We start from the raw sequence: 13,693 nt of genomic DNA, 5'->3' as shown, positions 1-13,693 counted from the left end.
AAAACGAGTTTAATCATGTTGAAGATTTTGTTATAAATATTTCTTATTTCTTTGGAGTTGGGTATCGCTTAGGTAATTTAAAACCATTTTGTTCCATCACCCGACGTAATCGATCAGGGTAGTCGGTAATAATTCCATCAACACCATCAGCGATAAGCTTGTCCATCGTTGCCGTATCGTCAACCGTCCACGGAATCACCTTCATACCGTAACGATGTGCTTTCTCGACCATTTGCTTCGTCACATACGGCTCGTAATTCTCATCCGAAATTTTTCCGTTTTGTGGGAACCCATGCACGGGGGAAATTGCGTCAGCACCGAAAGAGTGAGCCGCAGTTACAAGGTCACCACCGAAGTCATCGATATCAATTCCTCCTAACCATGGAGAAGCACCAGGCTGTCCGGGTTCTAAGAATTGCGGACCATTTGTCAATGCAACCAGCGGTAATCGTGGTTCTATCTCACGCATACGCATGAGTGCACCCCAATCGAAGCTTTGGATTGTCACCCGGTTAAGCATTCCCGCCTCACGAACTTCGCGGGCGACGATTTGAACAAATTCCTCACGAGGAGCAGTTTCCTCTGGTGCCCCAGCCTCTACCTTCGTCTCAATATTCATCCATACTTTATTGGCACGATAGCGATCCACGAGATCAAATACTTCGCTTAACAACGGCATCCGGGCACCAGGACTAGGGTGTTGACCTGGAAATTGTTGCAATGTCTGTGAACCGCAGTCCAGTGTGCGAACCTGATCAAACGTAAGATTCTTTATATACTTACCGACATAAGGGTATTCGGGGTCTCCAGTGACAGCAGGACCGGTATCCTGGCACTTTTCGCCAGAAATCTTCCTATCGTGTGTCACTACAGCCTTGTGATCTTCTGTGATTTGAACATCAAGTTCGAGCGTACTCACACCCATTTCAAGTGCTTTAGAAAATGAAGCGATCGTAGACTCGACAGTGTGGCCAATTCCACCTCTGTGAGCTTGTAAGTCGAACGCATTCCTACCGTTTCCTCGTGCATCTGACCTGGCGAGTGCTTCATCAGGTAGAACAGGTAATGTTGAACATACCATCAGTACAGCAAGGGTTGCTAAATTAATCTTTTTCCATTTCATTTACTCCACTCCTTATAAAGTTGTTTACCTTTATAAGGATAGAGAGATGATGTTAATTTGCGTTTAAGCCTGAATTAAGAATCAATATGTTTTTTTCATTATTTTCTTTAATAATCCGATAAGGGACTTAACTCTTTATTACTTTAAAGCCATTCAGTAGATGTAAGCTGTCATTTGTTTCATTAAATCCCTGAGAAACATTCATTGAATATTAAAACAAAATGTCCTGTGTCAATTCACAGGACATTTTTAATGTCTTTTATAGGTTATGCACCCCAAAACGGATCCCTTTTTCATTTACCCTAGCCATGATCAACGGTGTTATTAGTTAAACTTGGTTGTTCCATAAAGAACAGCCCGGCGCCGCCCAAAACGCCTCCCTCTTGGTCCAATGAGGAAATGGATAGTTGTACCCGCTTGGTCAAAGCTGATATTCCTCTCTCATTGATCGTTTCTTGTATTGCAGGAAGCATGAATCGTTGCGCTTTCATGACGCCTCCACCAAGGATGATGACCTCAGGGTTGAACAGATTGATGAGATTGGTTATTCCAATCCCAAGATAGTAGCCTGCCTCTTTGAAGGCATTCAATGCAAGCTCGTCTCCTTGATCCGCTGCTTCTTCTACTATTTTGGAAGTAATCAATCTCTCATTCTCATAACCGAAATACGTTTTACGATGTGGTTCAGTCTTAAGTTGATTTTGTACCTTTTCAGCAATGGCTGTCCCTGAAGCATAACGTTCAACACATCCTTTGTTTCCACATACACACAATGGTCCATCAGCGTTGATCGTGATGTGTCCGAATTCCCCAGCACTATCATCGCATCCTGTGATCAAGCGACCGTTGCTGATGATACCTGCACCAATTCCAGTGCTTACAGTTATATAAATCATATTTTGATAGGCTTTTCCTCCTCCCCAAACCCACTCTGCGATAGCAGCTGCATTTGCATCATTTGTCAGCTTGATAGGAAGAGCAAAACGATCACCAATCAATCTGCCAATCTGAACATTTCGCCAATGTAGGTTATTGGCAAAAACGATTACATTTTCTTTCGAGTCGATAACCCCAGCCGTAGCCACACCAATTCCAGATACATCGTCTATTGGTACTTTACTCTTATCCATAAGCTCCTCTATCATCATATAGACTCTTTCTAAAACCTCATCAGCATTGGTATCCGGATTTGTATCAATCGATATTTTCTCATGTATTTCACCGGTGTTCCTGATGATAGCTCCGGTAATATTCGTTCCACCAATATCGAGTCCAATCGCGTACGGCCGGTTATTATTCATGCATATCCCCCTGTTGTCTTTGGAAATGGAAGATTTCATCCATCGTAACTGAAAGGTTTTTTATGAATTGTTGTTGAAAATGTGGATGTGGCGTAATTTCAGGACTGATGAATCCGTCATATCCTATTTCCTCAAGCGCCTCAGTTATACGCTTCCATTTGATATCCCCAGCCAAGAGAGGGACAAAGCCGTTTATATTTCCAACGCTTTTTTTGAAGTCTTTAATATGAACTGCTTTTATACGGTCAGAAAGGATCCTGATCCATTGGTCTGCATAACCGTATGGATACACATTGCCTACATCGAAATAAATACCGATGGACCCACTTTCAAATTCATCTACAAATCGCCGCATCTCCAGAGGGCTTAATAAAAATTTATTCCAAACATTCTCAATTCCGATTGTAATGTTCGCCCTTTCGGCAAGAGGAATCAATCTATGCAATGATTCTTGGGACCTTTTGTAGGCTGTTTCATACGATACTTGCTCATTGACGATACCTGGTACAACCAAAATAGTATCCGCTTTAAAAATTCCTGCTATGCGAATCATCTCTTCAGCAATAGATAAGCCTTTCCTACGCACATGATCATCATCGTGGGTGAGTGGGTATTTCCAAAATAAATCTGTAGATACGCTTAGAAGCGACAAACCTGCCTCAGTAGCTTTATGCTTGATGTCCATCAAGTCTTTGTCCTTCATATGGAGAAACAATGGTGCGGAGGGATCTTCAGAAAGATTCAACTCCACCCCTTCGAATCTATGTTTTTTTGCTGACTTGAAGAGGTCATTTATTGAATAGGATTCTGGGAAACACCAAGCATTTATGCCTTTATTCATTACACCCTCTCCAATCTATTTCGAATTTTTTCAAAATCTAATATCAATCAATACATATAGGCTTTTTGAGAGATGCTGATTCATAAGCTGCGATCGCTACTTCCACTGCTCGCATCCCATCCTCACCAGTGATAGAAGGCTGTTGCTTGTTGATTACGGTTGTGACAAAATCCTGGATCAGCCCAAAATCCATGTCATCTCCCCAATAATCCCAGGTTAATCCTTTTTCATCACTGTAAACATTCACCTTCTGGGATAGTGCATCAATCGAAAGCGTACCTTCTGTGCCGATGATCTCAAGAGTGACGTCGCCCCAGGTCGGATATTCCTTGTTACGGCTCCAGCTGCAATCCAATGTGGCAAATACGCCATTTGTGAATTCAAGTGTAAGGATGCCGCAATCGTCAATTTGTTCATCAGAAATCAGCTGGTCCACTTCAGCATAAACTTCATTTACGTCTGCTTTCATCAACCAGCGCATAATATCAACAACATGAACTGTGTGGTCCATTACAGCACCACCGCCCGACTTTTCAGGGTCAATAAACCAGCCCCCAGGATTGGTTCCCCTATTCGTTCCTCTCATAGCAAGAATCCTTCCCAGTTCCCCCGCTTCTACAAGTTGCTTCGCCCTGATGATCGAAGTATTGAAGCGGACTGGAAACGCTGTCTGAAGGATGATCCCGTTTTCCTTGCACACGGAGATCATTTTTTTGGCATCTTCCATGTTGATTGCCAAAGGTTTTTCACAGAGAATGTGTTTTCCTGCTTTAGCAGCAGCAATCACATGATCGACATGGTGCACGTTTTCCGAAGTGACAATCACTGCATCGATTTCCGTATTCAGCAATGCATCGACATCTCGATAGTAGTTGGTATGAAAGGTCTCAGCCATTTTTGTACCACGGACTGCATCATCGTCGGCAATCCCTGTCAATTCCACTCCATTCATCTTTCGGATGGAGCTGGCATAGCTGTATGCGTGCATGTGTGCGAAACTTATGATTCCAATTTTCATGAAAAACGCCTCCTTAAACCTGCTGGTGGATCATGTCTGAATTCATCGTAACCGGCTTGCCTGATTGGATCGATTCCAAAGCAGCGACAGCAATTTCTACCGCTTTATAAGCATCTTCTGCAGTCACTTTCGGTTCCATTTCCCGTTCGATGCATGACAAGAAGTGCTCAAGCTCTAAATAATAGGGATTCTTTATCAACGGACTTTCCGGAACCGCTACTCCCCCAATTCCATTTGCAGCCTTCTTGCTTTTCAGAAGAAGCGGCGTTTCCTTTGAACTGTCATAATCAATGATCCCAGTTTTTCCAGCGATCTCATATTTCGTCGTAAATCCTTCATGCGCCCAAGAGCCTTCCACATGAGCGATGACCCCTGATTTAAAACGGAGGGTGACCAAAGCGTAATCAACCTGCAGGTAATTTCTTCCCAGCAAGCTTTTCGCATAGACGCGTTCGACTTCTCCGAACATCCATCGTAAATAGTCAAAATCATGGATGATCATATCGAGAACCAAGCCGCCGCTCTGATTGAAATCGGCATACCAGTCGTTCCAGCCTTTTGGAAAGATCCCTCCACGGAACGTTCGAGCAACCGCAGGCTTTCCTATGGCTCCTTCGTCTATCCGTTGCTTCGCCAGTTCATACTCTGGGAAGAAACGGACGACATGCCCGACAAACAGTTTCACGTCCTTTTCTTTACAAAAATCGATGATCTCTCTTGCATCTTCAAGGTTACGGGCGATCGGCTTTTCACAGATGATATCGATGCCGATCTCTGCAAACCGTAATACATTTTTCTTATGCAAAAAGGTCGGCAAGCATATATCGACTACAGTGAAATGTTCAAGTGTGACTAGTGCCTCATCGACTGATGTAAAGACTGGTGCACCAAGCGGCGAAGCGAGCTGACCAGCTTTTTCCGAGTCCCTGTCCACTATACCGACTACTTGAACGTTATCCATCTCCGCATAAGCTTCAGCATGCACCCTTCCCATTGTTCCTGCTCCCAGTATTAGTACATGATGCATTGAAAACTCTCCCTTCTATTCTTTCACAGCTCCTGACATGAAGCCTTTTATGAAGTATTTTTGAACAAAACTGAACATCACGGCGATCGGCACTGTCGAAATAATGCTTGCAGCCATCATTTCATGCCAATAGATTACGTTTTGACCGACAAAGTCTGTCAGCGCTAGACTGATCGGCCGCATTTCCGATTTGGAAATGAAAATCAACGGGATCAACAAGTCATTCCACGACATGATGAAGGCATAGATGGATGCCATCGAAATCCCAGGTGCCGACAATGGCACAATGATCTTGATGATTCCTTTTACGCGTGAACAGCCATCCACTGAAGCAGCTTGCTCCAGCTCAACAGGTACATTCTTCAGATAACCATGCAACAGCCATACAGCCATCGGCAACGTGAACGCACAGTTCGTAACGATGAGTGCGGTATAAGTATTTAATAGATTATAAGCCTGCATGAGTTGGTAAAGCCCGACAATTAAAACGATCGGGGAAAACATCTGGGTCACAAGGACAATGAACAATAATGCATTTTGGCCAAAAAATGTGAACCGTGTAATGGCATAGGCTGCTGGAAATGCAATTATTATCGTAATGACAGCCGTAAAGGTTGATATAAATAAACTATTGAAAAATGGTAAGCTAAATTGATAGTCTCCGAACCAAACATTGAAATAGTTCACCCACTGCGGGTTCGCTGGAATCCAATCCGGCGGCCATGAAAAAATATTTTCAAAGGTTTGAAGGGAGGTCGAGAACATGACGACGACCGGAAACAACAGAAGTGCGAATAAGAACAGGAGCGTCGCATGTATGAGCAGGTGGTTCAAGGTTTTTGTCATCCTTTTTCACCTCCAGTTGAATTAAGTTTCCTGCTTCATCAATAATCGTTTATATGCAATCGTAAACATAAGCAAAATGAGGAAAATGACAACAGCGATCGTTGCACCCATCCCCAGATCGAAGGAGCCGAAAGAACGCTTATACGCATCAACAATCAACGTCTCTGTAGCGTTGACTGGTCCACCTCTTGTCAATGGCCAGATGACACCGAAGGAATTGAACGTCCAAATTGCTGATAAAGTCGTAGCAACCAGTGTGATCGGCTTCATCAACGGGAAAATGATGTAGCGCATTTTATGGAACGATGACGCCCCGTCTATCTCAGATGATTCAATCAGCTCGACTGGAATGGCTTGCAGCCCTGCAAGGAACACCATCGCCATGAACGGAATGCCCAGCCACATATCTGTTTCAGCTGTTGCAAAAAAGGCGGACATTTTTCCTCCCAGCCAAATGACGTGTTCATTGATTATATGGGCTTCCAGGAGAATCCAGTTCAGCATCCCGAACTGTCCGTCATACACCCATCTCCATGCGACGGCAGCAACGACCATTGGAGTCACCCAGGGAATCAACAACAATAGAATGTAAAACTTTTTAAAGGCAATATCCTTCGCCAGCAACCAGGCAACCAAAAACCCGATCACCGTCTTGCCAACAACCGATAATGATGTCCAAAGCCCCGTCCTCAATGCTGTTTCCCAGAATTCAGCGGATGTGAATAAGCTCAGATAATTATCCAATCCAACGAACGAAATACCGAGATCAGGCCTCGTCAATATGTTTTGTGTGAACGAAAGGTAGATGACGCGACCAATCGGGTAACCTACCATAACAGCCATGAAAACAAGCATCGGAAGCAAATAGAGTACAGGAGAATGCTCTGGAGAAAATCGCCAGCGTCCCTTATCCGATGGGAGGGGCTTGAGCGGTTTTACCATTTCTGTTTTCAATTTGAAGACCTCCTATCAGGTAGAAAAGGGGACAACTCATACGTGCCCACTTCCCCACTCAGCATTCAACAGACAATCTGTCGTGTACATGGAAATGCTAGTGGAGATGCTTGACATTTATGAGCCAACCCCTTGAAGAACTATTTTGTTGGTGCTAATTTCTCTTTCTCGATTTTCTTGACTGCTTCATCCAATGCTTTTTGCGGATCTTCACCATTCAACGCTTTTTGGACCGCTTCAGAGACGATATCCTGGAATGGTTCCCAGGCTGCAGGAACTGGCTGTTCTTTACCCATCGTAGCCATTTCTACAAATGGAGAAAAATATGGGTCTTCCTTAAAGAACGGATCTTCAGCTTCCTCCTTCTGAATCGGTACCAAACCTTGTTCTTTGTCACGTTTCTTCTGCTCTTCTGGAGATGTCATATACTCAATCAGTTTCCAGGATGCTTCTGGATGCTCTGTCTTCGAAGACACCATCAAGGAGTCTGAAACCAGTGTGTTTGACATTTCTTTTCCTTTTGGCAATACCGCTGTTTTAAACGGCGTTTCCGGGTTGTCCGGCTCTAATCCCATAATGGCCTTTGCCCAAGGTCCACAAACGAACATGGCGATCTTTCCTTCCTTAAACAGGACCGGTAACTGCTCACGGTTATACTCGATCGGATTCGGGACCACTTTATGCTCTGTGTACAAATCGGCATAGTATTCAAGTGCCTCGACTGCCTCTTTAGAATTCAAGACGGGGTTTCCATCTTCGTCAAAAATATCGCCGCCATTCTGGAACACATAGTTGAAAAATTGTGTTGTCGTCGAAACGTGTTTTGCACCTGCGACCGCAAAACCATACATGCCGTCATTCTCTTCCTGCACTTTCTTTGCAACCTCCACTAGTTCATCCCAGGTTTTCGGAGGTTCTTTTATCAAATCCGATCGGTAGATGATCGCACGTGCAGAGAAAGATCTTGGAATTGCGTAAATTTCATCCTGGTAGGTCACAGCCTTTTGAAGTGGATCATGATAGAGAGAAAGTCTTTCTTCTGCATACTCATCCAGTGCCATGATTCCATCCATCGCAGCGAAAGCACCTACCCATCGAGTCCCACCATGGATCACATCTGGTGCAGTCCCACTGCTGAACCCGGTTACAAGCTTCTGATACGCTTCTCCCCAGCCAACCGATTGGATATCAACCTTGATACCTGGATTTTCTTCCTCAAACTGTTTGATCATTTTTTCAACAGGTTCCCTTGCATTCGGCTGTTCAAGTCCTGGTTGGAAAAATGAAATCGTGACAGGATTGTCTGGTGTCCCTTCCTTCTCATTGGATGAGATGGTATCAGCTGGTGTACAAGCAGCTAACATTGTCAACATCAAGATCATCAATAGTGAAACCATACGTTTCATTGGTTTTTCCTCCTTTGGATTTTTAAATGATCGTACTCGATTTGTCCAATGTAGATCTTCAAATACCAAACTTTTTCCACTGCAAAAATCAAGTGGTCAAAGAAAATTGAAATACTTCATTCAATAGGATGGCTGCTGCTCCTACAAGCTCAAAATTTCCTCCAAGTGATGATGGTTTGACCTTCAAACCATCCGTCAAAATCGACATACCGTTTTTCTTTATTTGGGTTTCCACCCTATTCAAATAAGAGTGCTCATGATAGAACACATCCCCCCCAATGATGATGACATCCGGGTTGAACAAGTTGATCAGATTGATGATCCCAGTTGAAAGATAATCAGCAATTTCACACATGATTTCTTTTGCCAGCCCATCTCCCTCCCGAAGAGCTGCTATGAAAGTATCAATCGTAACTTTATTCATATCCCCTTGCGTCATTTCAGAAATGGCGGTTTGTTTGCCTCTTGCGATAGCGGATAATATTGTTGAATAAATGGCTGGCCAATTCACATAGTTTTCAAGACAACCCCTGTTTCCACAGTCACAACTGATGCCGTTGCGATCGATGCTGATATGCCCGAACTCGCCAGCACCTCCATGGAAACCCCTGAAAATGGAACCGTTTACATAAATCCCTGCACCTAGCCCTTCACCTACTGTAATATAGATGAGGTTCTTGTGATCCTTGTAATCACCGAAGTTTTTTTCAGCGAGCACGAGTGCATTCGAATCGTTGTCGACGATCGTTTTCAGATGGAATTTCTCTTGGATGATGTCTTTCAATGGCACGTCTTTCAGGTCCAGTTTCGGGTTATAGCGGATCACACCGTTATCCGGATCGACAATACCAGGTGTAATGATGGATATTCCAATGCATGGAATAAGATCAAGATAATATGATAAAAACGTTTCTAAGCTTGTTGTAATGTGATCGACAAGCTTACTTCCTGTCAAGGTTCCTACTGGATAGATTTCTTTCCGTGAGACCTGAGCATCCAAATTCATCTCGGCGATGGTTATATTGGCGTTTGTAATGGATACTGCAATTATAAAGTGCCTATCAGGAACGAACCTGACTAATATCGGTTTCCTGCCTCCTTTTGATTCACCGGTTCCTCCCTCCTGGACAAGACCAGCCCTGATCAATTCAGAAACAGCTGACGTGACCGTGGTCGGGCTTATTTTATTCAATTTGGCAATGTCACTCCTGGATATCGGACCCTTTTGCCGAATCGTATCCAGAATGATGAAGCGATTCAATTCCTGGATTAACTTCAAGTCGCCTGTTCTTTTCATATGAATTCTCCTTGAATTAACTTACTTTTTCCAATGGCTTTATTAAGTCTTTATAAATGCTATTCTCGATGAAAACGTATTATCCTTTTTATTTTTTGAATTTTTTAAATTTTTAATATATGTAAATAAAAACCCGCCGTTTGGCGAGTTTTTTTACTAGGCGAAACAAATGATCAGGCAGTCTCAAACTGTGCTTTTGGTGTCTCTTTAGGGTTATTCCTAAGAGTATCGAAGTCTCTTCTTTCTATAAAATAGGATACAATGACTCCTCCTACGATTGCCCAGAATGGCGAACTTATAGCAAAGAAACTAACACCTGACATTCCGATGACAAGAGCAAAGAAGGAACCAATTTGAAATCTTGGTTTTGAGAATGCAGATTGTAGGGAGCTTAGTAGAACGCCTATCATGGCGAGACCAGCAACTGTACCGATCAAGACACCTGGCATGGCGGTTACAAATGGGACTGCTACTCCTGCCAACAACCCAAAAGCACCAAATAACACTCCATTTACTACAACAGAAGCATAACGGGCATTCTTATCTTTTCCGGATTCTTCGGACGCACAAATTGCTGTCATTGGACCTGCAACATTTGCATTATGGCCGCCAAATAAAGAGGTTACAATCCCACCGATCCCACTATATATCGTCATTGCATTAATAGGCGGCTTGTAATCTTGAGCTATTAATACACCAGTTGCTTGAGCATTTTCTGCTCCAATAACCAGTAAAGCTAGTGGAATTGATATGGAAATAATCGCGTCAAGACTAAATGTAGGGATGACCAATTGAGGAATAATAAAATTTGGTTCCATCGCACCCATATGAAACTGGTTCGTAAAAACTGCAAGAATTATTGCAACTAGGAATGCAGATAAAATGGGTGGAACTTTTTTCACGAAACTTGAGGAAAGTAAATAGACAAGGATAGCTGAACCAGCTATTATTGGAGCCTTTTCTAATGAAGTAATCATTCCTGTTCCAAATTTAATCATTGCTCCTACGATCATCGCCATAACGATCGGGACAGGAATCCAATGCATCACTTTGCTGATTAAACCGCTGATTCCTAAAATAAATACGATGATCCCCGCTACCAGATAAGCACCTGCTGCTTCATTCAATGAAAAATGAGATAACGCTCCCGCTACAAGGACAGCTCCGGGAATTGAGTATGCTCCTGCAATTGGTTGTTTATATCTAATAGATAAGATCAACCCTAATAAACCACCGAAAAAATAAATTGCAAAGAGCCAAGAAATGGTTTCAGTTTGTGTTAAGCCTCCATTCTGAGCACCGCCGATTACGATTAATGCGGGACCTGTACATCCAAATATTGCAGCCAGAGTACCTGCGCTAATGGTGTTGAGGTTTAAATGTTGAAGAAGACCTTTTCGATCACTCATTGTCATTCCTCCTCATAAAATATACAGAATATTCTGTCATTTTAGTTCAGATAAATTCTATGTTTCCTGCGGAGTATACCCCCGCAGGAAATCAACTTACTTACCAGTAAAGTTTGGTTTTCTTTTTTGAACAAAAGCTTCTACGCCTTCTTTAAAATCATCAGTTGACCTAAGCAATCCATAAGCACGTCCTTCAATTTCCAAGCCTGTACGAAGCGGCCCCTCTTCCGCAGCATTGAGGACCTCTTTACATACACGTTGTGCTAATGGGGAGAATCTCGTTAACTCTTTTGCTAGATTTTGAACTTCTTCTTCTAAACGTTCTTTTTCTACGACTTTTGTTAAAAGTCCCCATTGATACCCTTCCTCAGCTGGAATTCTTCTTGCTCTCATAATCATATCTTTTGCTCTTGTCAACCCTACAGCTCTCGCTACCCGTTGCGTTCCTCCGCTTCCAGGGATCATACCGAGGTTCATTTCTGGTAAGGCAAGTAATGTATCCTCAGCCGCTATACGAAAATCACATGCCATTGCGATTTCAAATCCGACTCCGAACGTAAATCCTTGCAGTTGGGCAATAACAGGTTTAGGGGATCTCTCAGGAGCTGCAACATTATCCGCAAGATTGGATAAAACCTCCGGATGAGTTTCCATGAATTGAGGAATACTCCCTCCTGCACTGAATGCTTTATCTCCTTCCCCCTTAATAATAATGACACGGACTTCATCATCTTTGTTTAACTCATCAAAAATTTCGGAAAATTGAGAGCGAGCTTGCATGCTGATATAATTCATCTTCTCTGGTCGATCAAAAACGATTGTAGCTGTTTGATCCTCAATATTCTTTTCTACTCGTATGTGGTCATATTTCAGAGTCGTTGTCATCGTAATATCTCCTTTCAAGTATGGGCTTTAAACAACCGTTTCATCTTTAAATAATTCAAAATTCCCTTCACGCAATTGTCTTCGAAGTATTTTACCTACAGGGCTTTTAGGTAATTCTTTTATGAAGACATATTTTCTCGGACGTTTGAAATTAGACAGCTTAGGATGATTTTTACAGAACTCGTCTAGTTCTTGAACGGTAATGTAAGGCTCGGATGGAACAACATAAGCTGTTACCACTTGTCCCCATCGATCATCATCTTCACCTACTATCGCTACTTCAGACACTTTCGTGCATTTTGACAACACATCTTCCACTTCTAAGGGATGTATATTTTCTCCACCGGAGATGACCATGTCATCCACCCTGCCCACGACATGCAAATCCCCGTCCTCATCAATAACGCCGAGGTCTCCAGTGAAATACCACCCATCTCGTATCGCTTTAATATTGGCATCAGGTCTATTCCAATAGCCTTTAAATGCTTCATCAGAATCTAAATCAGCGATAATTTCACCTACCTCTCCGGTTCTTAAAATGTCCGAAGGATTGGTTTCATTCGTAGGGTCCACTTTAATCACACGAATGTTTTGATGGAATCCAGGTTTACCGGCACAATTGGGCTTCAATGCCGCATTAGGATTAATTGTGAATGTATACACTTCTGTGCTTCCATAATGATTCACGAAAACATCTGGTTTAAAGTGTTTCACACATCGTTCTGTTAACGCAGTGGTCATCGATGCCCCTGCGTAACCAAGTTTGTTCAATGTAGAAAGATCATAATCTTCGAAGTTCGGATGATTTAACATATCATGATACAAGGTAGGTACAAGGTATAAGCATGATAATTGTTCACGGCTGATCCATTCCAGGGCTTCTTTTGCATCGAAATCAGGAAGAAGAACATATTTTCCATTCAAAAATGCAATCGAAAGCAGTGATCTCATTCCCATCGTATGATATAAAGGCATGGTTCCTAACGTGCTCTCGCCTTCTTTATATTGATTCTGGATAATGTGAGCAATCGCTGATGAATACTCATTTTTATGACTGCGCGGAACGCCTTTCGGACGTCCAGTCGTCCCTGATGTATAAAGCATGATGGCAATATTTTCGTCATGTATATTCGGTTCTTCAAAATTTCCTGGACTTCTTTCAATTAATTCCGAATAGAAAATATCAGCTCCATCAACTTCCCCTACCCCGATATAAACGGGTCTCTCTTCATATTTTGCTTTTAAAATTGCAGCCTGACTCACCTCCTCATAAATGACAGCTTTAGCCTCAGCATCATTTACAACATATTCCACTTCTTTAGCAGAAAGCCTGAAATTAATTGGTGTATAGATTGCACCTAACTTTTGTAACGCCCAATACGTCAGGACATTTTCCAGCCGATTCTTTAAGCAAACAATGATACGATCCTGTTGTTTAATACCGATTTTTTGGAGGGATGACGCAACCAGGGATACTTGTCTCTCTAATTGGGAATACGTTAGTCGTTCCTCACCTTGTACAACTGCCGTTTTGTTTGGATGCCTCTTAACAGCAAATTCAAGTAATTTTCCAAGATTCATTCAAT

At 42.6% G+C, this 13,693-nt stretch carries 12 protein-coding genes; all 12 read right to left on the bottom strand.

Annotated features, from left to right (window positions below):
- Positions 1-43: 43 nt before the first annotated feature.
- On the bottom strand, positions 44-1,123 hold the full coding sequence (locus N8M93_RS17770; RefSeq protein ID WP_261133970.1) for a glycerophosphodiester phosphodiesterase: 1,080 nt from the start codon (positions 1,121-1,123) through the stop codon (positions 44-46).
- Positions 1,124-1,425: 302 nt separating this feature from the next.
- Positions 1,426-2,424 (bottom strand): ROK family protein, encoded by a 999-nt coding sequence (locus N8M93_RS17765; protein ID WP_261133969.1) that lies wholly within the window; start codon positions 2,422-2,424, stop codon positions 1,426-1,428.
- Positions 2,417-3,265, bottom strand: coding sequence for a sugar phosphate isomerase/epimerase (locus tag N8M93_RS17760; RefSeq protein ID WP_261133968.1), 849 nt, complete (start codon positions 3,263-3,265; stop codon positions 2,417-2,419). Before N8M93_RS17760 ends, N8M93_RS17765 begins: the two co-directional genes overlap by 8 nt.
- A gap of 43 nt (positions 3,266-3,308) precedes the next feature.
- A complete protein-coding gene (locus N8M93_RS17755; protein ID WP_261133967.1) occupies positions 3,309-4,283 on the bottom strand; it encodes a Gfo/Idh/MocA family protein in 975 nt (324 codons plus the stop codon).
- 13 nt (positions 4,284-4,296) lie between these two features.
- Positions 4,297-5,310, bottom strand: a complete 1,014-nt coding sequence (locus N8M93_RS17750) for a Gfo/Idh/MocA family protein (protein WP_261133966.1) — start codon at positions 5,308-5,310, stop codon at positions 4,297-4,299.
- A 15-nt stretch (positions 5,311-5,325) separates the two neighbouring features.
- Positions 5,326-6,156: a carbohydrate ABC transporter permease gene (locus N8M93_RS17745; RefSeq protein ID WP_261133965.1), complete on the bottom strand. Its 831-nt coding sequence runs from the start codon at positions 6,154-6,156 to the stop codon at positions 5,326-5,328.
- 21 nt (positions 6,157-6,177) lie between these two features.
- A complete protein-coding gene (locus N8M93_RS17740; RefSeq protein WP_261133964.1) occupies positions 6,178-7,110 on the bottom strand; it encodes a carbohydrate ABC transporter permease in 933 nt (310 codons plus the stop codon).
- A gap of 140 nt (positions 7,111-7,250) precedes the next feature.
- On the bottom strand, positions 7,251-8,516 hold the full coding sequence (locus N8M93_RS17735; protein WP_261133963.1) for a sugar ABC transporter substrate-binding protein: 1,266 nt from the start codon (positions 8,514-8,516) through the stop codon (positions 7,251-7,253).
- Positions 8,517-8,604: 88 nt separating this feature from the next.
- Positions 8,605-9,813 carry an ROK family transcriptional regulator gene (locus tag N8M93_RS17730; RefSeq protein ID WP_261133962.1) on the bottom strand — a complete coding sequence of 403 codons (1,209 nt, stop codon included), beginning with the start codon at positions 9,811-9,813 and terminating at the stop codon, positions 8,605-8,607.
- Positions 9,814-9,986: 173 nt separating this feature from the next.
- Entirely contained in the window at positions 9,987-11,222 is a 1,236-nt protein-coding gene (locus N8M93_RS17725; RefSeq protein ID WP_261133961.1) for a benzoate/H(+) symporter BenE family transporter, read from the bottom strand.
- Between the two features lie 96 nt (positions 11,223-11,318).
- Positions 11,319-12,107, bottom strand: coding sequence for an enoyl-CoA hydratase/isomerase family protein (locus tag N8M93_RS17720; protein ID WP_261133960.1), 789 nt, complete (start codon positions 12,105-12,107; stop codon positions 11,319-11,321).
- Positions 12,108-12,134: 27 nt separating this feature from the next.
- Complete coding sequence (locus N8M93_RS17715) at positions 12,135-13,688, bottom strand: AMP-binding protein (protein ID WP_261133959.1); 1,554 nt, start codon at positions 13,686-13,688, stop codon at positions 12,135-12,137.
- Between the last annotated feature and the right edge of the window lie 5 nt (positions 13,689-13,693).

It is taken from the genome of Bacillus sp. Marseille-Q3570 (genome assembly GCF_946151055.1).
In the GTDB taxonomy this organism is placed as follows: Bacteria; Bacillota; Bacilli; order Bacillales; family Fictibacillaceae; genus Pseudalkalibacillus.
Note: the sequence above shows the minus strand (reverse complement) of the source record. Positions and strands in the feature narration are given on the sequence as shown.